The sequence below is a fragment of the Flagellimonas zhangzhouensis genome, assembly GCF_900102925.1.
Classification (GTDB): domain Bacteria; phylum Bacteroidota; class Bacteroidia; order Flavobacteriales; family Flavobacteriaceae; genus Flagellimonas; species Flagellimonas zhangzhouensis.
In genome coordinates, this window is sequence record NZ_FNKI01000001.1 from 129,324 (window position 1) to 152,004 (window position 22,681).

Here is a 22,681-nt window from a genome sequence, read left to right on the forward strand (position 1 = left end):
TTTTAAGTTGCAATTCTCTTTTCATTTTTCACTTTTAATTCCGCTTTCCAACTGAACAACACAGGTACCACAAACAATGTGATCAATGCGATCAGCATGCCCCCAAAACTTGGAATAGCCATGGGAATCATAATATCACTTCCCCTTCCTGTACTAGTTAAGACTGGTAATAGCGCCAAAATAGTGGTCGCGGTAGTCATCAAACAAGGTCTTATTCGTTTTTCGCCAGCTTCCAATACCGAAGCACGAATTCCCTTCTGGCTTTGTGGTTTGTTCTTATTAAAAGTTTGGGTTAGATACGTGGCCATTACCACTCCATCATCCGTAGCAATACCGAAAAGGGCGATAAATCCAACCCAAACGGCCACACTTAAGTTGATGTTATGCATTTGGAACAGGTCTCGCAGGTTTTCACCCATAAAACTAAAGTTCAAGAACCAATCCTGACCATAGAACCAAATCATTAAGAATCCACCAGCAAAAGCCACCATAATCCCAGAAAATACCATCAAAGATGTGGCCACCGACCTAAACTGGAAATACAAGATCAAAAAGATGATCAATAATGCCAATGGCACGACTACCGACAAGGTCTTTTTGGCTCTTAATTGGTTTTCGTAGGTACCCGTAAACTGATAACTGATGCCTTTAGGCACTACCAATTCGCCACTTTCAATTTTTTCTAAAATTTTGGCTTGGGCGTTTTCAACCACGTCTACTTCTGCAAAACCGTCGTGCTTATCAAAAAGCACGTAGCCCACCAAAAAAGTATCCTCACTTTTTATGGCTTGTGGACCTTGCTCGTATCGAATGGTCACCAATTCACTTAAGGGAACAGGGCTTCCTTTTTGAACAGGAATATAAATATTTCCGATATCGGTCGGATTTTCACGAAGCTCTCTCGGGTAACGAACCCGAACTCCATAGCGCTCCCGACCTTCCACAGTTTGGGTCAACGTCATCCCACCCAAGGCGACTTCCAAAATTTGTTGCACATCTTCAATCACCAGACCGTAGCGAACCAATTTTTCACGGTCAATATCGATAAGGAGATACGGCTTTCCAACAATTCGGTCTGCAAAAACAGCTTCATCCTTAACCCCAGCTGCTTCCTTTAAAATAGGTTCCAGTTGAAGTCCAAAGTTTTCGATTTCCTTTAAGTCCTGACCTTTCACTTTAATACCCATGGGCGCTCGCATTCCTGTTTGAAGCATCACCAATCTGGTTTCGATGGGTTGCAGCTTTGGTGCAGAGGTAACACCTGGCAACTTGGTCACCTTTACGATTTCATTCCAAATATCATCTGGTTTTTGAATCTCAGGACGCCAGTTTCGGAAATATTCGCCATCATTATCTGGAATCAAAAGATCTCTATCAATTCGCAAAGGTTCGCTCACATGGTTTTTGGCATAGTTCCGCTCATTGCTTACTTCCAAATTTGGATTGGCAAGCACTTTTCCGTCACTCAATTCAAAATAACCGTCAGCGTTCACCTTGAATCGCTGTGGATTTCCCGCTTCATTTTTTTGATACTCCGAACGATACTGAATAATGTTCTCGTACATGGAAAGCGGTGCAGGGTCCAAAGCTGATTCTGTTCGTCCAGCTTTACCAACCACAGTTTGAATCTCAGGAATGGTAGCCACAGCCATATCCAACTGCTGTACTACCCTTTTATTTTCTTCCACTCCCGAATGCGGCAATGAAGTGGGCATCAACAAAAATGAACCTTCATTTAAGGATGGCATAAACTCCTGTCCTGTATTTCGCATGATCAAGAATCCGAAAACAACAATTACGGTCGGAATGGACAAAAACAACAATTTGTTTTCCAAGGCCCATGTCAAAATTCGACTGTAGTATTGTCTGAACAAGTAGAATACACCTAACAAAACACTACAAATCAATCCAACAAAAATGAGGTTGATGCCGATGCTGCGATCAAAGCCTAAAGGCCTCCAGTAAGTTGCCAACAAGAAAACAATGGTGGCAATACAGATGCCCACATTAAGCATTCCAGCTTGTTTGCCATCAATAACCGCTTTCAATTTGAGGATTCCAGCAGCTCCAAAGGCAATCAAGGCCAATCCTAACCAATATCCAAATACGATTGCAATCAATCCTAGGGCAATCAATACGCCATTCCAAATGTATTTGAAAACTTGATTTGAACCTTTCTTTCTAAAAATGATGGCGGCAAAAGGTGGAATCAAAAACAGGGCTACGATAATGGATGCCGTCAATGCCATGGTTTTGGTAAAGGCCAAGGGCCTGAAGAGTTTTCCTTCGGCGCCCACCATGGTAAACACAGGAATAAAACTGATGATGGTCGTTAACACCGCGGTTAAAATAGCCCCTGAAACTTCAGCCGTGGCATTGTAAACCACCTCATTTAAGGATAAGTTTTCGTTGTCCTCATCCATGTGACGGATAATATTTTCAGAGAGAATCACCCCTACATCGACCATGGTTCCAATGGCAATGGCAATTCCTGAAAGTGCTACAATATTGGCATCTACCCCGAACATTTTCATCGCAATGAATACCATCAAAACAGCTACGGGCAATAAACCAGAAATTAAAACGGAGGCCCTAAGGTTGAACACCATAACCACAATTACCAAAATGGTAATAAGGATTTCCAGCGTCAATGCTTCGTTGAGTGTGCCAAGGGTTTCTTGGATGAGTTCCGTTCTATCGTAAAAGGGAACAATGGTGAGTTGTGAAGTAGTACCATCTTTCAAAACTTTAGATGGAAGCCCAGCGCTCAATTCATTGATTTTTTCCTTAACATTATTAATGACCTCCAAAGGATTGGCACCGTATCGAGCGACAACCACCCCACCAGCGACTTCAGCACCTTCTTTGTCCAAAATTCCACGACGCACGGCAGGCCCCAAAGAAACACGGGCAACATCCTGAACACGAATGGAGGTATAATCTGTTGCTGTCACCACCGCATTTTTAATGTCATCCAAAGATTTGATGTACCCAAGCCCACGCACCAAATATTCCGCTTTATTGATTTCCAAGGTTTGTGCACCAATATCCCGATTGCTCTGCTTCACGGCCTTTACCACTTGATCTAACCCAACATTGTACTGCTTCATCAGCTCGGGGTCTACATCAACCTGATATTCCTGAACAAATCCACCGATGGAAGCCACCTCGGAAACACCTGCAGCGGAAGAAAGTGCATATTTTACATAGTAATCCTGTACGCTGCGCAGTTCCTGCAAATCCCAACCACCTGTTACATTGCCATCTTTATCTCGGCCTTCCAAAGTGTACCAAAAAATCTGACCCAAAGCAGTTGCATCTGGTCCCAAAGCTGGATTAACACCATCAGGCAATAAGTTGTTGGGGAGTGAATTGAGCTTTTCTAAAATTCGGCTGCGGCTCCAATAAAATTCCACATCTTCCTCAAAAATAATGTAGATACTCGAAAACCCAAACATGGAAGAACTTCGAATGGTTTTTACCCCTGGAATCCCCAATAAAGAAGTAGTTAAGGGATACGTAATCTGATCCTCGATATCCTGAGGGGAACGTCCAGGCCATTTGGTAAATACAATCTGTTGGTTCTCCCCGATATCGGGAATGGCATCCACAGCTACAGGATTGCTTGGTAAAATACCACCAGTATCCCAGTTAAAAGGTGTACTTATGATTCCCCAGGCCATAAAGACCAAGAGCATCAATACAGCAACTAATTTGTTTTCTATTAAAAATTTAATGCTTTTGTTCAGCATAAAGGTTTGATTTAAACATTAGATTGACATTAAAAACACGCGTAAACGCATTTGCCCAACCATTTTGGTCGGGTACATTCAATCCATTTAAATCAAATAAGGAAAGTCTGGTCAAGAACCTGTACGTCCCGTATCAATGGTGGTGGGTTGTACTCGCTAAAAATGCTCGGTTCTTCAGCATCAATTTCGAAAAGTTGAAAATAGGTTTGGACGAAACTTACCAAGAAGACGTGTTGGTCCAAATCAAATTTTTCCAAAGAAATTTTTAGGTCATCTTGACCTTGAACAGTGAAAGATTCATCATCACAACAGGATTTTTCCATCTCCATATCCATTCCACATCCATCCGCATGAGAGAAAAGGGAAATATCCATCACTCGACCCATACAAATATGCTTGTCCACCGTCCAAGAAACCGTAGAGGCCAAGACCAAAAGGGCCATTAAAGAGGATAGTATTTGATGAAAAATCTGTTTCATTCGACTACAAAACTACAAAATATTAACATTTATTGTTTTGCTTAACAGAACTTTATCTGTTTTTGGCCTGTAAGCTTTCTTTTTGTTTGTCGTACAAATCCTCTATTCAATACATTTGCAAAAAAATATCTCATGCTAAAATCATTAGAACCCAAAGTACTTGAAATTGTTCAGGAGGAATCCAAATCTGTGGACACCCGTTTGGGCGAAATCTGTGAACTTTTACGCAGCAATGTGGATCATTATGATTGGGTCGGTTTCTATTTTAAAAATGGGGATAAAGAAGAGTTGAAACTTGGACCCTACGCAGGTGCTCCCACCGACCACACCATTATCCCATTTGGAAAAGGGATTTGTGGACAGGTTGCCGTGAGCAACCAAAACTTTGTGGTACCCGATGTGGCCGCCCAAGACAATTATATTGCTTGCAGTATTACCGTAAAAGCAGAGATTGTGGTTCCCTTATTTGTGAATGGTGAAAATGTGGGTCAAATTGATATTGATTCCAATACTCCAGACCCATTTACGGCCGAAGATGAGCGCTTTTTGGAATTCATCAATGCCGAGGTGGCCAAATTTCTGTAAAACTTAACGAATTTTGTTGATAAACCGTTCTGCTTTTTAGATTCAAAAAAAGTACTTTTGTGCGCTTAATAAATTGATTCTAAGACAGAGAAGATGACTGCTAAAAAAGCCTCCGCCGCATTAATTTCCGTATTTCATAAAGATGGTTTGGAACCCATCGTAAAAAAATTGGACGAACTTGGAGTAACACTTTATTCCACAGGGGGAACCGAAAAATTTATCCGTGATTTGGGTATCGATGTGGTACCTGTTGAGGATGTGACCAGCTACCCATCCATTTTGGGCGGTCGTGTGAAGACTTTGCACCCCAAAGTTTTTGGAGGTATTTTGAACAGACAGGACAATGAAAGTGATGTGGCCCAAATGGCGGAATTTGAAATTCCACAGTTGGACATTGTGATCGTAGATCTTTATCCTTTTGAAAAAACCGTTGCCAGTGGCGCATCGGAACAAGATATTATCGAGAAAATTGATATCGGTGGTATTTCCTTGATCAGGGCTGCTGCCAAAAACTTCAAGGATGTTCTTTGTGTGTCTTCCATGGAGGATTACGAAGACTTTTTAAATGTGATCACCGAAGGAAATGGCACAACTTCTTTAGAAGACCGCAAACGTTTTGCTACTAAAGCGTTCAATGTTTCTTCTCATTACGATTCAGCCATCTTCAATTACTTCAACCAAGAAAAAGAAGAGACCGTACTAAAAATCAGTGAGACCAAAGGTCAAGTGTTGCGCTACGGAGAAAACCCGCACCAAAAAGGATATTTCTTTGGAGATTTTGATGCCATGTTCTCAAAACTTCACGGAAAAGAGCTATCCTACAATAACCTTTTGGATGTGGATGCTGCCGTAAACTTGATGGGGGAATTCAAAAACGATGACCCAACCTTTGCCATCCTAAAACATAACAACGCTTGTGGATTGGCCACACGTAGCACTATCAAACAAGCATATGTAGATGCATTGGCAGGTGACCCTGTTTCTGCATTTGGCGGTATTTTGATTTCCAATGTTGAAATCGACAAACCAACGGCTGAAGAAATCCACAATTTGTTCTGCGAAGTGGTTATTGCCCCGAGCTATTCCGATGAGGCTTTGGAAATCTTGAAGGGCAAGAAAAATAGAATTATTTTGATTCAGAACGAGATTGAATTGCCAGAAACTTTGGTAAGAACTTGTTTGAACGGTGTATTGGTTCAGGACAAAGATTCCAAAACCGATGCCAAAGAAGATTTGACTCCTGTAACAGAAAAACAAGCTACTCCAGAAGAAATCGAGGATTTGATTTTTGCCTCCAAATTGTGCAAGCATACTAAAAGTAACACCATTGTTTTGGCCAAAAACAAACAATTGTGTGCCAGTGGAACAGGACAAACTTCACGAGTTGATGCTTTGAACCAAGCTATACACAAAGCAAAATCATTCGAATTTGATTTGGACGGTGCCGTTATGGCCAGTGATGCATTCTTCCCGTTCCCTGATTGTGTGGAGATTGCAGACAAGGCAGGCATCAAAAGTGTGATTCAACCTGGAGGGTCGATCAAAGACCAATTGAGCATCGATTATTGCAACGAAAATGGAATGGCAATGGTGATGACAGGCACTCGACATTTTAAACATTAATTTTAGTACTTTAGCCTTTAAATTTTACCGTTAATCCGAAATAGACGCTTTTTTTATGGGATTTTTTGATTTCATGACCGAGGAAATTGCAATTGACCTTGGTACTGCAAATACCCTGATCATCCACTTGGATAAAGTGGTTGTTGACAGTCCTTCCATTGTGGCAAGAGACCGTGTTTCAGGAAAAATTATCGCGGTGGGCCGCGAAGCCAATATGATGCAGGGGAAAACCCATGAAAACATCAAAACCATACGTCCATTGAAAGATGGGGTAATCGCCGACTTTGATGCCTCGGAAAAGATGATCAATATGTTCATCAAAAACATTCCAGCTTTAAAGAAAAAGTGGTTTCCACCTGCACTTCGAATGGTAATTTGTATTCCTTCTGGGATTACAGAAGTGGAAATGCGTGCGGTTCGCGAATCTGCGGAACGTGTTAACGGTAAAGAGGTATACTTGATTCATGAGCCCATGGCTGCTGCCATCGGTATTGGTCTTGATATTATGCAGCCTAAAGGGAATATGATCGTGGATATAGGTGGGGGAACCACAGAAATTGCCGTAATCGCTTTGGGTGGAATTGTGTGTGATAAATCGGTTAAAATTGCGGGTGATGTTTTCACTAACGACATCATTTATTACATGCGGACCCAGCACAACCTGTATGTAGGTGAAACTACCGCAGAAGCTATCAAGATTGAAATAGGTTCCGCTACCGAGGATTTAAAATCCCCACCAGACGATAAATCCATTCAAGGACGTGATTTGTTGACTGGAAAACCAAAGCAGGTTCAGGTTTCTTACCGAGAAATTGCCAAAGCATTGGACAAAAGTATTTTGAGGGTTGAGGATGCCGTAATGGAAACCTTGTCGCAAACGCCACCTGAATTGGCTGCGGATATTTACAATACAGGTATTTACTTGGCTGGAGGTGGCTCCATGCTCAGAGGTTTGGACCGTAGACTTTCACAAAAAACTGATTTACCAGTTTATATTGCTGAGGACCCATTGAGAGCTGTTGTTCGCGGAACTGGTATTGCCCTTAAAAATTTAGAGCGCTATAAAAGTATTTTAATAAAATAGGCCTGTAATTTACGCAGTTCTATTACCTTGAAGGTGTTCAAACTTTCTTAACGATACGATTGCATGCAACGCATCATCAACTTTATCTTACGGTACAGAAATGCATTCCTTTATGGGTTTCTGGCACTTATTGCTTTGGTGATGACAGTTCGGTCGCATTCTTATCATCAATCCCGTTTTTTTAATTCGTCTCGTTGGTTAGCTGGCAATGTGTACGGCACTGGTGCTGATATATCTTCCTACTTCGGTTTACGGGAGGAAAATAGAAGATTGGTTGAGGAGAATGAAGAATTGCGAAGGTTACTTTTTAATGCACCTGATGATAGCATTCAACCGCTGGACTCTACTTTATCTGTTTATCAAGTTTTGAGTGCCAAGCTCATTAAAAACAGTTATTCTTCCCCTCGAAATTATCTCACTATTAATAAGGGAAAAAATGATGGGGTAAAACAGGATATGGGCGTTATTACCACCAAAGGCATCTTGGGAATAGTTGAAAATGTCTCCAATAATTTTGCTACGGTTCAAAGCATATTGAACACAAAATCGAACATCAACGCAAAAATTAAGGGTACCAACTATTTTGGTTCTTTTATTTGGGATGCCAAGGATTACACCACTGCACAATTAATCGATATTCCGAGATTGGTTCCCGTTGTAGTTGGTGACACCATTGTTACTGGGGGAATGTCCAGTATTTTTCCAGAAAATATTCCAGTGGGAGTCATCAAAAAATACGATTTGAATGCCTCACAAAGTTTTTACAATATAGAAGTCGAGCTTTTTAACGATATGGCTAACATCAAAAATGTTTACCTCATTGAAAATAAGGACAAACCCGAAATTCAAGCTTTAGAATCGAGCACCCTAAATGAATAGCACTGTTTTTATAAACATATTAAGGTTTGTTTTGTTGGCCCTGACTCAGGTCTTGGTGTTCAACAACCTCAATTTTATGGGGTTCATCAACCCGATGGTCTATGTCATTTTCTTTTACTGGTATCCTATAAAAGGAAACAGGGCACTTTTTATGTTTACCGCTTTTTTGTTGGGCTTGTTCATCGATATTTATTCTGATACTTTAGCATTGAATGCTTTGGCATCGATTACTGTGGCCTATGCTCGGCCCGCTTTAATGCGTTTGTGTTTTGGAATCAACTACGAATTCCAGAATTTCAATTTTAAGCATACTACAACAGTACAACGCATCACTTTTTTGGCTTTTATCGTGCTATTGCATCACCTGATATTCTTTTTCTTCGAAATTTTAAGTTTGTCCCACTTCCTTTTAATTTTGAAAAAAGTTTTTGCCACAGGAATCGTAACTTTAATACTTTGTGTATTATTCAGTTCACTTTTTAGTCCAAAAAGCGAATAAAAACGTAGTTTTTATCGTTGGGTATAATGTAGGTCTAGATTTCAATTAAATAATGAAGAAATTATTGCTGTCATCCGTGGTTGTTCTCATAGGATTTACCTTTATAGGTAGACTCTCCTATTTGCAATTATTTCGGTTTTCCGCAGATCAGATTTTGGACGACCCTGCCATTAAAAAGGTGTATGATTATCCTGAAAGAGGTTACGTTTACGATCGTAATGGCCAACTTTTGGTGGGAAATCAGGCTGCTTATGATGTTATGGTGATTCCGAGAGAGGTAAAACCATTGGATACCTTGGAATTTTGCCAGCTTTTGGGAATAGGTAAAAAGACCTTTCTAACCAAAATGGAAAAGGCCAGAACCTACTCACCACGCCTACCCTCAGTTTTGGTTCCGCAGCTTTCCAAAGAAGATTATGCTACCCTACAGGAAAAAATGCGCCATTTTACTGGGTTTTATATCCAGAAAAGATCTTTGAGATATTACAACACCCATAGTGCTGCTAATGTTTTGGGATACATTAGTGAGGTAAACGAATGGGACTTACAGAACAACCCCTACTATGTTGCGGGTGAATTGAAAGGGCGTACTGGAATTGAAAAACAATATGAAGATTTACTCCGAGGAAGAAAAGGGGTTAAACATATTCAAAAAGACCGTTTCAATAGAGATATTGGCCCATACAAAAATGGAAAATTAGATACGCTTCCGCAGCAAGGAAAAGAAATCCACATCACCTTGGACAAAGACCTCCAAGAGTATGGTGAAAAATTGATGCACGGAAAAAGAGGGGGAATTGTTGCCATTGAACCCAAATCGGGTGAAATCTTGGCGATGATTTCGGGACCCACCTACGACCCTGCCCTTTTGGTGGGAAGGGAACGTTCCAAAAATTACAGCAAATTACATTACGATACCATATCCAAACCCACTTGGGACCGTTCAATTTTAGCCCAACCCTCACCAGGTTCTCCTTTTAAAACCTTAAACGCATTAGTTGGTCTACAAGAAGGCGTAATAGATGAGAACACCCAGTTTAGATGCTACCACGGATTTTATGTTGGTAACACTTTAAGAGGATGTCACTGTGGTGGCGGAATAAGAGATTTGAATTCGGGTATTTATCAATCTTGCAATGCCTATTTTGCAGGTGTTTTCCGTAAGATTTACAACAAATACGAAACTACGGATGAAGGTATGGATGTGTGGGAAAAGCACATCAAAAGTTTTGGATTGGGCAATTATTTAGGCTCAGACATTCCAACGGGAGCACCAGGACGAATTCCAGACGTCGCATATTATGATAAATGGTACGGCAATGGACGTTGGGCTTCATCCACCATTATTTCCAACTCCATTGGTCAAGGAGAGATTGCCGCAACGCCACTACAGTTAGCGAATATGACGGCTGCTATCGCTAACCGCGGTTATTTTTATACTCCTCACATTATAAAAAGTGTGGGTGACAATGGAGCTATCGATCCGAGTTATACCGAACCAAGATACACCACCATCGATCGCAAACATTTTGAACCCGTAATCGAAGGTATGGCCAATGTTTACGAATATGGAACCGCTCGTTGGGTAAAAATACCTGGAGTAAATATTGCTGGAAAAACAGGTACGGTAGAGAATTACATTCGAGTGGATGGGGAACGCATGCAGTTGACCGACCACTCTGTTTTTGTGGCTTTCGCTCCTATCGAAAATCCACAAATAGCCTTGGCAGTTTATATTGAAAACGGCTATTTTGGCTCCCGCTATGCTGGACATATTGCATCATTACTTATCGAAAAATACATCAAAGGGGAAATTACCCGTACCGACTTGGAAAAACGCATGTTGGAAAAAACTTTGGAACACGAATATGCCAAACCTTACAGTGGCGAACCTTTCAAAATAAACGAGCGTGAGTGGTAAGGGACCTTTTGGTAGATTGGATTGGATTTCGGTTATACTTTACGCCCTTTTGGTTTTTATTGGGTGGCTTAATATTTATTCTACCTCAGTAGGTGAAACCGAAACCTCTATTTTTGATTTCTCGACATTGTACGGCAAGCAACTCTTTTTTATTGGGCTAGCCCTTGCAGGAATAATCTTTGTGCTTTTTGTGGAATCCAATTTCTTTGAGCGCTTTGCCTCTATTTTTTATGTTGTAGCTATCGTTTTACTTCTCGGCCTTTTTGTTTTCGGAAAAACCATCGCAGGGGCAACATCATGGTACGACCTTGGATTTTTTAATCTGCAGCCTTCGGAATTGGCAAAAGTGGCCACATCTTTAGCATTGGCTAAGTTCTTAAGTGATATACAGACGGATATTAGAACACGTAAACATCAAATGTATGCACTGATCATAATTTTGCTGCCTGCTATATTGATTTTACCACAACCCGACCCTGGAAGTTCATTGATTTATTTTTCTTTGTTTTTTGTCCTCTTTCGTGAGGGATTCCCTCTGTATTATTTAGGTATTCTCATTTTTGCAGTGGTACTGTTTGCCACAACATTAATGTTTGGAACTGTGTGGGTGGCCATCGGATTGATCATTATCACCTTACTCATATATACCTTTAAAAAAGCTTCCGTTAAAATCCCCATTTTACCTGTAGTTGGGGCTGTAGTTGTGGCCATACTTTTTTCGCTTTCGGTAAATTTTGTTTTTGAAAAAGTTTTCGAGCAACGCCACAGGGACCGTTTTGCCCTTTGGTTGAGTTTGGAAAAGGATGAAGATAAATTAGACGAAATCCGCAAAACCATTGGTTATAACACCTACCAATCAGAAAAAGCCATTGAATCTGGAGGATTTACTGGAAAAGGATTTTTGGAAGGCACACGAACCAAAGGAGATTTTGTTCCTGAACAGCATACAGATTACATTTTCAGCTCTGTGGGTGAAGAATGGGGATTTTTAGGCTCCGCAGCGGTTATCCTATTATTCTCATTTTTCTTTTTACGATTGATTTATATCGCAGAACGACAAAAAAGCGATTTTAGTCGCATGTACGGATATGGTGTGATTTCCATTTTAGTGTTCCATTATTTCATCAACATTGGAATGGTGATCGGTTTATTGCCCACCATTGGGGTTCCATTACCTTTTTTTAGTTATGGAGGTTCTGGACTTATTTTCTTTACGATGTTGCTTTTCGTATTCTTAAAGTTGGATTCGAACCGATTAAAGGACGGTATCTAAAACTTAAATCCTGAAATTTTCTTTTTAGATTCAACCTCGTCTTGCCATGTTTTGGGTTGCTTTTGAAAGAAATCTATTCCTGTTTTTTCTTCCAATTCATCAATCGAAACCACAAATTGGGATAAGGGTTTTTCACTATCCTTGGCTGGAATCAAAAATGCAATTGCTTCTTTTCTATCATCTTTATCCTTCAAAACAATTTTATAAAAAGCATTCGGTACATCCACGTCCTCATCACCAATTTCTTTTAACCCATCTTCAAGCACTCCTCCTGTAATCACGATTAAATCACCATAGGTTTTACACCAGTACCGAACTTGTTGCTCCAATCTGTTCCAAATTCCTGCATTAAAATTGGCATCCTGTGGACTTATGTTGCTGGTATAAAATGTCTCGTTGTAGGCATACTCAGAAAAACGCCTATCTCCTGCTGGTACCAGATGACCTCGGTCGTATCCTGAACCTCTATAATTTCTCCAATCCGCAGACTTCGATTTCACTTTTGGGTCTTCAATAAAATAAGGGCGTTTGCGATCTTCGTAGGTTAAATGTTCCTTTTTGAGTTGATATGCGACCCATTCAGCCTGCTCATGAGGTTCACTGTACGAAAGCGTAAAATATTCATGATTGACCACTTCACCCGCAATAGAACTTGGCAAAAAATCATATTCGACCAGCTCCGTTTCCTTAGAAATTGGATTGGAATAGGTTGCAGGAGTATAGAAATTTTCGAATAGCCAAAACCCAACAATACATATAAACATGAGCAGTGCGTAAAGGGTTTTGTTTTTCATCTGATGTCATTGTTTGATTAGGTGGTTCAATTTTACAAATAAATACTTCCTAGAAAAATAAAACTCCCTGAGATTATATGTTTATCTTGAGACAACAGAACTAAAGTCCGTTTTTTAATGATCATAAAACCTGTACTTCCCTTAAAATATGTCTTCAAAGAAATCAGTGTTTCGTTATTGGTGGTTTTGTCCATTGTGCTGATTACAGACATTCCTGTCATCTTTTTTTCACGGCATTACACTGAAATTCCTGTGACGATTCCAACCACTCTAGGTATCGCAATTTCCATTTTGGTTTCCTTTAAAGTAAACCAATCTTACGACCGTTGGTGGGAAGCACGAAAAATTTGGGGCGCCATCGTGAACGATTCTCGCACCTTGGTATTGCAGTTAAAAATGTACACCGAATCGGATAACCCAATGATAAAAACCATGGCATATCGGCAAATTGCATGGTGCTATTCGTTAGGACAATCTTTGAGAGGGCAAAATCCATACGAAAATTTAGATGGTTTAATTTCTGAATCAGAGCTTGAACTCTTACAATCGCAAAAAAATGTTCCTTTGGGCATATTGGATTTTCAGGCCGATTCCATAAAAACCCTATTTGATGAGGGAAAGCTTGATAATTTTTCAAGGTTACAGTTTGAAGAAACCTTAGAACGATTAACAGCCTCAATGGGAAGGTGTGAACGCATCAAAAATACAGTCTTTCCAACCACCTACCGTAAAGGATTGCATTTGGCCATTTATTTATTTGTAATCTTTCTTTCACTTACAGAACCTTTAAATCTTAACATAGTCATTGAGGTACTTGTTCTGCTGATTTTATCCATGGTGTTTCTATTTCTGGAAAAGGCTGCATTTAGATTACAAGATCCATTTGAAAACCTTCCAACGGATACTCCAGTGACATCAATAGCAAGAACCATTGATATAAATATTAGACAACTATTGGGCGAAACTGAACTTCCTAAACCCATTGAGCCCATTGATTTTTATATTATGTAGTAACAAAACAGCATAAAAAAAGCCGACTCAATGAGTCGGCTTTTCTTTTTTACTATATCTTGATTAGCCTTTAACGCTGGCCAATTTTCCTTCTTGGTTTTTAATGTTGTTCAGGTGAAGGTCTTTAAGCACATTCACAGCTTCTTCCACATAAATGTCGCGAGCTAGATCTTTGTGCCATCTATCTCTTCTTTCTCTTAAAACTGAATCTTGGGTAAACAATTCGGTTTCATATTTCAACGAACCAAAAGACAATTTGGAATCGTAATCCCTTAAACTTTTGAACTTCTCGGAACGTTTTTTCGCTTCTTCTTGCTTACTAACATAATTGTCATAGCTCAACGAAATCACATTATCATCTTGTTGCTCTTTCAACCACTTGGCGCTTTCCTCGATCAATTCAATTTGAGGGTTGTTCTCCAAACGTTTTTTACTATTGCTTACCGCAGTTTCAAAATCGATATATCCATCCCAAACTTGGTAATCGGCAGGAGTAATTTTATCCCATCCCAATGGGTTTTGCTGATCGCGCTCACCCAAATCGATATAGCTATAACGGTCTGGAACCACGATATCACTCTTTACACCTTCCAATTGGGTAGAACCTCCATTGATTCGGTAAAATTTCTGAGTTGTCAATTTAATGGCCCCTAAATCACCGTGCTCATTTCCACGAACAATGTTGTCCAATGGAATCACATTTTGTACGGTTCCCTTACCAAAAGTTTGTTTGCTTCCGATAATAACGGCTCTTTTATAATCTTGCATTGCGGCTGCCAAAATCTCTGAAGCCGATGCAGAAAGCTCGTTCACTAAAATTACCAACGGACCATCCCATTGGATTCGCTCGTCTTTATCTTCATGAACCTCTTTGCGCTGTCCAGAAGAACGCACTTGAACAATTGGACCATCCTTAATGAACAATCCAGCCATTTCAACCACTGTTTTTAAGGAACCACCGCCGTTATCTCTTAAATCCAAGATAAGACCTTCGGCACCCGCTTCTTTTAAGCGCTCAATTTCTTTGGCTACATCAGTTGCAGCGTTTCTTTCAGTATAATCGTCAAAGTCAATATAAAATTTTGGAAGGTTGATCAAGCCATAAGTATCATCACCAGCATCAATCGTAGCAGATTTGGCATAGGATTCTTCCAACTCCACGACATCCCTAGTAATTGAAATGGTTTCAATGGTACCATCTACTTTTCTAACGGTAAGGTCAACAATAGAACCTTTTGGGCCTTTGATCAATTTGATGGCATCATCAAGTCGCATTCCTACAATATCGATAGGCTCTTCGCCTTCTTGACCTACTTTTAAAATCTCATCACCAACTTCTAAGGTTTGATCTCTCCAAACAGGACCGCCTGAAATAATCTCTACGATTTTAGCACCTTCTGGTTTTTTCTGCAGACGGGCACCAATTCCTTCAAACTTACCTGACATTCCAATGTCAAACTTCTCCTTTTCCTCTGGAGCGAAATAGAAGGTATGTGGGTCAAACTCTTCCACAATCGTGTTCAAATACTGTACAAACCAATCCTTACGTTCCAAATCCCCAACAAAGTCGAAGAATTCATCCAAATTGGACATTGTATTTTCTCTCGCCTCTTCTTCCGTCAAGGCTTTGTCGATAGAGGTTGGAATTTCATTGAATTCTGGAATGGAAACATCTGCAGAAGCTTGATCATCACCACCAGACCCTGAAATGCCATCTCTCCATTTGTTTTCAATCTTGGTTTGAAAACCTGCCAAAGTGTTGTATTTCAACTGCTTTCTCCAACGCTCTTTCAATTCTTTTTTGCTGGAGGCAAATTCTTGCTCTCCATAATCGATATCGATGTTTTCATCAAGGGTATAATCGAAGGGTTCGGCTAGTACTTCTTTATAGATTTCCTTGGCCTCATCCATACGAACCATTAAACGATCGTATACCACGTTGAAAAATGTGATGTCCGTATTACGGATTTCATCATCCAACATGAATCGATATTTTTCAAAATCCTTTAAATCGCTTTCAAGAAAATAACGCTTGGTCGGATCAATTACATCGATAAAATCGTCAAAGACATTGGAGCTGAATGAATCGTCCAAATCCTTTGGTTCATAGTGACCTCTTTCCAACACATAAGTGATCAAATCGAGTAGGAGCTTATCCTTGTCGTCGTTCTCAAAAGACTTATTGGTAAAACTGCACGAGGCGACCGCTACAAGGACACCCAAAAGTGCTAAAACAAAGTTCTTTTTCATAATCTGATTTTTCTGGAGCGAAATAATCTGACCTCATACAGTCAAATCTACATAACGTCTTCCATCTTTTTAATTGTATGAATCTCTAAGATACAGAAAAAACCGTGCCAGTCCAGAGGGCACAATGTTATTTTTTGTTAAACGCCAAGAGTCTCATCCTCATGAAAAACGTATTTTTATGCCGTAAATTATCTTTCATGGACAAACCGCTTATTCTTGTTACCAATGATGATGGCATTACGGCCCCTGGATTACGGGCCTTGATCCGCACCATGAAAGAGATCGGTGATGTGGTGGTTGTGGCACCCGATAGCCCGCAAAGCGGCATGGGGCATGCCATTACGGTGGATAGCACCTTGTTTTCCAAAAAGGTGGTGGTGGACCACAAAGAAGGAGCACCCGAAGAATATAGTTGCAGTGGCACTCCTGCTGATTGTGTAAAATTGGCGCTGCGCGAAATTTTGGACCGTATACCTGACATTTGCATCAGTGGGATCAATCACGGATCAAATTCTTCCATAAATGTGATTTATTCAGGTACCATGAGTGCTGCCATTGAGGCAGGAATCGAAGGAATTCCAGCCATTGGGTTTTCACTTTGTGATTATTCTTGGAATGCCAATTTTGAGCCAAGCTTAAAATCAATAAAGAAAATTGTTGTTGAAGCATTGACACATGGGATTCCCAAAGGAACTGTGCTCAATGTGAATATTCCCAAATCCGAAGAAGAACCGAAAGGGATAAAAATTTGCCGACAAGCCCGTGGCAATTGGAAAGAAGAGTTCGACAAACGTACCAGTCCATCGGGGAAAGATTATTATTGGCTAACAGGTAAATTCGAATTATTGGACAAAGGGGAGGATACCGATGAATGGGCGTTGTCCCAAGGATATATTTCGGTGGTGCCCACTCAATTTGACCTAACGGCCCATCATGCCATACCACAAATAAACAACTGGAACTTGAATGAATAGTAAAAAAGAATTGATCATCGGTTTTATTGTAGGAATCATTGCCAACACCTTTGGAACGCTCCTTTATATCATCATTTTTTCGGATTTAGGAATTGTTGAAACCTTCAATGCGGCCGTACAACAAGGACATATTGGAAGCATATTGGCGTTGGGAGCCATTTTAAACCTCATCGCTTTTTTTGGTTTCCTCCGTATCAAAAGAGACCAACGAGCCAAAGGGGTAATGCTCGCTACTTTGGTCACTGCTTTAGTAATCTTATTATATAAAGTTTTATTCTGATCCCCTTTTTGAACTTGATCTTGAACTTGAATTTTTCATGAAATACTACATCATTGCTGGCGAAGCTTCAGGAGACCTGCACGGGTCCAACCTCATCAAGGCACTCAAAAATGAGGATGCCCAGGCCGAAATTCGGTGTTGGGGTGGGGATTTAATGGAGCAAGCAGGTGGTGTATTGGCCAAGCATTATAAGGATATGGCCTTTATGGGTTTTTTGGAAGTGATCATGAACATCCCAACCATTTTCAAGAATATCTCCTATTGCAAAGAGGACATTCAAAAGTTCACTCCCGATGTGGTAATCTTTATTGATTTTTCAGGTTTCAATCTGCGCATTGCCAAATGGGCCAAGGAAAATGGATTTAAAACCAACTACTACATCTCCCCTCAAATCTGGGCCTCTCGTGAAGGTAGAATCAAAAAAATAAAAAGGGATATCGACAACATGTATGTGATTCTACCCTTTGAAAAGGATTTTTACGAGAAAAAACATAGTTACCCTGTTCAATTTGTTGGACATCCATTGATTGATGCGATAGAAAACACACCCATTCAGGATAATGAATCTTTCAGAGCTGAATATGGATTAGATCATGAAAAGCCCATCATAGTCCTACTCCCAGGCAGTAGAAAACAAGAGGTGCAAAAAATGTTGGAGGTAATGCTTTCGGTGAAAAAGGATTTTCCCGAGTATCAATTTGTGATTGCAGGTGCTCCCAGTCTTCCAGATGAATTTTACACACCCTTTTTAAAAGGGGATAAAGTGGAGTATGTTTCCAACAAAACCTATACCCTTTTAAAGCATTCCCATGCTGCTTTGGTGACCAGTGGAACGGCTACTTTGGAAACTGCCCTTTTTGGCATCCCTCAAGTGGTGTGCTATAAAGGCAATTGGATTTCTTACCAAATTGCCAAGCGAATTATCACTTTGGATTATATTTCCTTAGTGAATTTAATCATGGACAGAGAAGTAGTTAAGGAATTGATTCAAAATGAATTAACAACTAAAAACCTAAAATCCGAACTCACAAAAATTGTTGCGGGCTCTGAACGGGAACGCATGCTTTCCGACTATAAACTGCTGAAAGAAAAATTGGGAGGAAAAGGTGCCAGTCAATTGGCAGCTCAATTAATTGTAGAAAATGTGTAGTTTTAGCTTCCAAGAATGTAAATCTATTCTTGGATGTTACGAAAAACCATAATCTTACTGTTGTTTTTGGCCATTTCTGCCTGCGGGCCTGGCAAAAAACGACGCACCTACAGCAAGACCCGAACCGTTACGGTTGAGGGGTCGACCACCGACACTTCCCCAGAAAAAAAATCCAAAAAAGAGGGGCGTACCAACGAAACGGCCGATGCCGTTATTTCATCAGCTTTGTCGTATTCAGGCACCCGATACAAATACGGGGGCACCACCAAAAAGGGAATGGACTGCTCTGGATTGGTCTATGTTTCCTTAAAGGAAAACGACATTATGTTTCCTCGAACTTCGTACCAAATGGCCATGGAGGGTCAAAAAGTTAGGGTGAAAGAAGTTCAAAAAGGTGATCTCCTGTATTTCCAGACCTCTAAAAGTGGAAAACGCATCAACCATGTAGGACTCGTGGTGGATGTGGACGGAGACGATATCAAATTTATTCATGCCACAACCTCAAGAGGCGTTTTAGTATCATCGTTGCGGGAAGGCTATTGGAACAGTGCCTTTGTAAAAGCGATGCGTATCCTTTAGGGTGCAGCAACTTAATTTTGTGTCCATTAAGCTTACCCTATGGCTTATGTTGGGCATTGTTATAGGATTTTATGTTGAGATAACTCCGCTGCTATCTCTTATTTTTATGGTTGTTTTACTTCCCATTTTATATGGCGTAGGCAAAAAACAGCCCAGGGAGGGATTTCCTTATTTTGAAATCTCAACTGCACTTCTTGTGACTTGTTTGGGTATTTTTTCAGTGGGATTGGCCACATACAAATCCTACCAAAATCATGATATCTCTAAGGAGCACACTTGGAAATTGAAAGTTCGGGAAGTCCTCAAACCCAATGACTTTTCCCAACGCTATTTTGTTGATGTTTTAGCGGTTGAAAATGAAAAAGCAGCTGGTCGATTATTGTTGAGTTTAAGTAAGGATTCATCTTCAGTTGGTTTTGGAGTAGATGACGAATTCTATGTGACAGGTAAAGTGGAAACAATTCGGTCTCCATTAAACCCAAATCAATTTGATTATAAAGCATATCTCCAAAAGCAAGGAATATCCCATCAAATTCGGGCAGATGAAAAAGCAATTCTACTTGTTGAAGATGCATCTAAAACATTGGTGGGGCGTGCCTCAAATTTTAGGGAGCATATTATTTCAAAACTCAAAGCCTATGATTTTGGAACGGAAGAACTCGGGGTAATTGAAGCCCTGTTGCTAGGAAAACGGGATGATATTTCAGAAACCACCTATAACAATTACATCAATGCGGGAGCTGTACATATTTTGGCTGTTTCTGGACTGCATGTTGGGATTCTGTTGCTCATTCTCCAATTTTTATGCTCTCCCTTGGAACAATTACCAAAAGGCAAAACCTTAAAAATGATTTTAGTGATTGCCCTGCTTTGGAGCTACGCGTTTGTTGCGGGGTTGTCGCCATCCATAGTTAGAGCGGTGACCATGTTCAGTTTTTTGGCCTATGCCATACACTTGAACCGACCTACCAACTCATTTAACATCATAGCACTTTCCATGCTGTTCATTTTGTTGATGAAGCCGTTGTTTTTATTTCAAGTAGGATTCCAGATGAGTTATGCGGCGGTTATTGCCATAGTTTGGATCTATCCCAAACTGCAACGATTTTGGTTCCCAGACAACATTTTTGTTCGGAAAGTTTGGCAATTGCTCTCTGTAAGTGCTGCGGCACAATTGGGCGTATTACCCATCAGTTTGTTTTATTTTCATCAGTTTCCTGCATTGTTTTTTGTGTCCAATTTATTGGTGATTCCCTTTTTGGGTTTGATTTTGGGACTTGGAATTTTAGTGATTGCATTGGCATTGTTCGATTTGCTCCCCTCCTTTTTGGTAACACTTTTTAATGAAATCATTGAAATAATGAATTCGATTATAGGTTGGGTGGCGAACCAAGAGGGATTTCTCATTAAAAACATTCCGTTTGATTCTGTTCAATTACTAATGGGTTACTTCATTGTATTTGCATTGGTAATTTTTCTCTCCAAAACCTCAAAAAGAAAACTTTTGGTTCTATTTGGTGGTTTGGTAGTATTCCAAAATTGGCTGATTTGGTCTACCTACCAAACCAACAATACAGAAAAACTCAGCCTTGCCCATAGATCTAGAAATACGGTGCTACTCCATCAAACTGGATCTGAATTGTTTGTTTATGCAAAAGACTCATCAAATTTGGGAAGTTTAGCCTATGATTTTTCAGTTGCGGAACGAATTCAAAACATAGCAATCAAACCCATACAAAACAGCTATAAAATTGGAACCAAAAAATTGTATGTAATCGACAGTCTAGGTTTGTTTCCTTTGGAAAAAGAATACGATTACCTCCTGCTCACCCAATCCCCAAAAGTGAATTTGGAACGTCTATTGGATTCCATTCAGCCTAAAACGGTATTGGCCGATGGGAGCAATTATCCAAGTTACGTGAAACGCTGGAAACAAACTTGTTCGGAAAAAGAAATCCCTTTCCACCACACAGGCGAAAAGGGATTTTATGTTTTTGATTCTGCAGATGACTAGTGCACCTTGCCCATTAATTTTTTAATCAATGGTGAGGCTATAATCACTAGCAAACCTGCTCCAAGGGCATATTTTGCAATCAACATGAATCCATCGGTATAAACTCCTAAAGTTTCAAAACCGCTTACATCACTACTGGTACTTTCAACAGCTAATTGTTTTCCGATAAACCCAACAACCTGAAATGCAAATGCAGATGATAGGAACCAAACCCCCATCATAAAGGCAACAATGCGTTTTGGTGATAGATCTGTAATTTTTGACAATCCCACTGGTGACATGAAAAGCTCACCAACCGAAATTAAAAAGTACATCAACAATAAATAAGTGAAAGGAACAAAACCATTTTCATTGGCACTCGTACCGCTAATGGCCAAAACATAAAAACTGATTCCTGCAAACAGCAGCCCCATTCCAAATTTGTAGGGTGTTCTTGGATTCAAATTCTTTTTGGATAACCATTGCCACATCAATGAAATAGGTATGGCAAGAATAATGATCCACATGGAGTTTAGGGAGTTGGTCTGGGAAGCAGACATAATGCCCTCTAAATCAACATTTCGAGCAGCAAACAACGTAATCACACTCCCTGAAAGTTCGTGGAATCCCCAGAAAATGGTCATGAAGAATGTGATCAAAACGGCAACGAACAATTTCTTGCGTTCATCCGCCGTGGATTTATACATGATGAAACCCAGATAAATCAAAATGGAAATTCCAATAAGTTTAAAAATGACATTCACGATGTTTTGGTCCTCGAAGAAACTTCCCTCACCTCCCAATGCTTTATAAGAAGACAAAAGAAATGCAATTACAGGCACGGACACAAAAGCCAAAATTGGCACCAAAGTTCCTTGCTTAATGCCAGCTACTTTTTTATCAATATTTCCATTTTCAGGTGGCAATCCTTTGTCACCAAAAACGCCTTTTTTAATTCCGCTCCAGAAAACGATAAGTCCCGTTAACATTCCTATTCCTGCCAGTCCAAATCCGTAGTGCCAGCCATATTTAGCGGCCAGAAATCCACATAATAAAGGGGCTACCCAGCCACCAATATTAATTCCCATATAGAAAATGGTAAACCCAGAGTCCTTTCTCGGGTCTCCCTCCTCATATAATGAACCTACGAAAGTGGAAATGTTGGGCTTGAAGAATCCGTTACCAGCAATGATCAATGAAAGGGCCAAAAAGAAAGCTACATTGTTTTCGATGGCCAACACAAAATGCCCAATCGCCATTAAAATACCTCCCAAGAAAATTGAATTTCGCATTCCTAAAATACTATCAGAAATACGACCTCCAATCACCGTTGAGGCATATACCAAAGATCCGTAAGAAGAATACACCGCAGCGGTAGCGTAGTCTCGCTCCATTAAGGCTTCAAAAATAACATCGACCATGTAAAGCGTAAGCAGGGCGCGCATTCCATAAAAACTGAAACGCTCCCATAACTCCGCAAAAAAGAGGTAGAACAATCCCTGGGGATGTCCGAACAATTGTTTTTCGCTAACTGGTTTAACTTCTGACATATCTT

The 22,681-nt window shown here is 40.2% G+C and carries 18 protein-coding genes; 13 read left to right on the plus strand and 5 right to left on the minus strand.

All coding sequences use genetic code 11. The annotated features are described in order from the left end of the window. Positions 1–2: 2 nt before the first annotated feature. Positions 3–3,752, minus strand: coding sequence for an efflux RND transporter permease subunit (locus BLQ18_RS00520; RefSeq protein ID WP_090291616.1), 3,750 nt, complete (start codon positions 3,750–3,752; stop codon positions 3–5). A gap of 92 nt (positions 3,753–3,844) precedes the next feature. Beyond that, a complete protein-coding gene (locus tag BLQ18_RS00525) occupies positions 3,845–4,231 on the minus strand; it encodes an HYC_CC_PP family protein (RefSeq protein WP_245668045.1) in 387 nt (128 codons plus the stop codon). A gap of 132 nt (positions 4,232–4,363) precedes the next feature. Between BLQ18_RS00525 and BLQ18_RS00530 the strand changes: the two genes are divergently transcribed. From BLQ18_RS00530 to rodA, 7 genes are all read left to right on the plus strand, one after another. Further along, positions 4,364–4,816 (plus strand): GAF domain-containing protein, encoded by a 453-nt coding sequence (locus BLQ18_RS00530; protein ID WP_090291618.1) that lies wholly within the window; start codon positions 4,364–4,366, stop codon positions 4,814–4,816. Between the two features lie 93 nt (positions 4,817–4,909). After that, positions 4,910–6,439 carry a bifunctional phosphoribosylaminoimidazolecarboxamide formyltransferase/IMP cyclohydrolase gene (gene purH / locus BLQ18_RS00535; protein ID WP_090291620.1) on the plus strand — a complete coding sequence of 510 codons (1,530 nt, stop codon included), beginning with the start codon at positions 4,910–4,912 and terminating at the stop codon, positions 6,437–6,439. Between the two features lie 55 nt (positions 6,440–6,494). After that, positions 6,495–7,523: a rod shape-determining protein gene (locus tag BLQ18_RS00540; RefSeq protein ID WP_090291622.1), complete on the plus strand. Its 1,029-nt coding sequence runs from the start codon at positions 6,495–6,497 to the stop codon at positions 7,521–7,523. Positions 7,524–7,586: 63 nt separating this feature from the next. Beyond that, complete coding sequence (gene mreC, locus BLQ18_RS00545; protein ID WP_090291624.1) at positions 7,587–8,402, plus strand: rod shape-determining protein MreC; 816 nt, start codon at positions 7,587–7,589, stop codon at positions 8,400–8,402. A gap of 76 nt (positions 8,403–8,478) precedes the next feature. Further along, positions 8,479–8,901: a rod shape-determining protein MreD gene (locus BLQ18_RS00550; RefSeq protein ID WP_313885124.1), complete on the plus strand. Its 423-nt coding sequence runs from the start codon at positions 8,479–8,481 to the stop codon at positions 8,899–8,901. Between the two features lie 52 nt (positions 8,902–8,953). Continuing rightward, positions 8,954–10,822 carry a peptidoglycan D,D-transpeptidase FtsI family protein gene (locus BLQ18_RS00555; protein WP_090291628.1) on the plus strand — a complete coding sequence of 623 codons (1,869 nt, stop codon included), beginning with the start codon at positions 8,954–8,956 and terminating at the stop codon, positions 10,820–10,822. Beyond that, positions 10,812–12,095: a rod shape-determining protein RodA gene (gene rodA, locus BLQ18_RS00560; protein ID WP_090291630.1), complete on the plus strand. Its 1,284-nt coding sequence runs from the start codon at positions 10,812–10,814 to the stop codon at positions 12,093–12,095. Before BLQ18_RS00555 ends, rodA begins: the two co-directional genes overlap by 11 nt. Here the strand turns inward: rodA and BLQ18_RS00565 are convergent. Next, on the minus strand, positions 12,092–12,889 hold the full coding sequence (locus BLQ18_RS00565; RefSeq protein WP_090291632.1) for a DNA/RNA non-specific endonuclease: 798 nt from the start codon (positions 12,887–12,889) through the stop codon (positions 12,092–12,094). The two genes, rodA and BLQ18_RS00565, sit on opposite strands and share 4 nt — an antisense overlap. Positions 12,890–13,006: 117 nt before the next feature. On the opposite strand from BLQ18_RS00565, the gene BLQ18_RS00570 reads away from it, so the two are divergent. Next, the gene (locus BLQ18_RS00570) at positions 13,007–13,900 is read left to right on the plus strand and encodes a bestrophin family protein (RefSeq protein ID WP_090291634.1); all 894 of its coding nucleotides are present in this window, start codon (positions 13,007–13,009) and stop codon (positions 13,898–13,900) included. Between the two features lie 63 nt (positions 13,901–13,963). Here BLQ18_RS00570 and BLQ18_RS00575 read toward each other — a convergent pair whose 3' ends face one another. Continuing rightward, positions 13,964–16,150 carry a carboxy terminal-processing peptidase gene (locus BLQ18_RS00575; RefSeq protein WP_090291636.1) on the minus strand — a complete coding sequence of 729 codons (2,187 nt, stop codon included), beginning with the start codon at positions 16,148–16,150 and terminating at the stop codon, positions 13,964–13,966. A 197-nt stretch (positions 16,151–16,347) separates the two neighbouring features. Here BLQ18_RS00575 and surE point away from each other — a divergent pair, with 197 nt between their 5' ends. The 5 genes from surE to BLQ18_RS00600 are packed head-to-tail and all read left to right on the plus strand — an operon-like array spanning position 16,348 to position 21,147. Then, the gene (surE, locus tag BLQ18_RS00580) at positions 16,348–17,124 is read left to right on the plus strand and encodes a 5'/3'-nucleotidase SurE (protein ID WP_090291639.1); all 777 of its coding nucleotides are present in this window, start codon (positions 16,348–16,350) and stop codon (positions 17,122–17,124) included. Continuing rightward, positions 17,117–17,404 (plus strand): hypothetical protein, encoded by a 288-nt coding sequence (locus BLQ18_RS00585; RefSeq protein WP_090291641.1) that lies wholly within the window; start codon positions 17,117–17,119, stop codon positions 17,402–17,404. Before surE ends, BLQ18_RS00585 begins: the two co-directional genes overlap by 8 nt. A gap of 37 nt (positions 17,405–17,441) precedes the next feature. Beyond that, positions 17,442–18,554: a lipid-A-disaccharide synthase gene (gene lpxB / locus BLQ18_RS00590; protein ID WP_090291643.1), complete on the plus strand. Its 1,113-nt coding sequence runs from the start codon at positions 17,442–17,444 to the stop codon at positions 18,552–18,554. 33 nt (positions 18,555–18,587) lie between these two features. Continuing rightward, positions 18,588–19,133, plus strand: a complete 546-nt coding sequence (locus BLQ18_RS00595) for a C40 family peptidase (RefSeq protein ID WP_090291645.1) — start codon at positions 18,588–18,590, stop codon at positions 19,131–19,133. Between the two features lie 19 nt (positions 19,134–19,152). Beyond that, positions 19,153–21,147, plus strand: coding sequence for a ComEC/Rec2 family competence protein (locus BLQ18_RS00600; RefSeq protein ID WP_090293612.1), 1,995 nt, complete (start codon positions 19,153–19,155; stop codon positions 21,145–21,147). Here BLQ18_RS00600 and BLQ18_RS00605 read toward each other — a convergent pair. Further along, positions 21,144–22,676 carry a peptide MFS transporter gene (locus BLQ18_RS00605; protein ID WP_090291647.1) on the minus strand — a complete coding sequence of 511 codons (1,533 nt, stop codon included), beginning with the start codon at positions 22,674–22,676 and terminating at the stop codon, positions 21,144–21,146. The genes BLQ18_RS00600 and BLQ18_RS00605 overlap by 4 nt on opposite strands. Positions 22,677–22,681 lie beyond the last annotated feature (5 nt).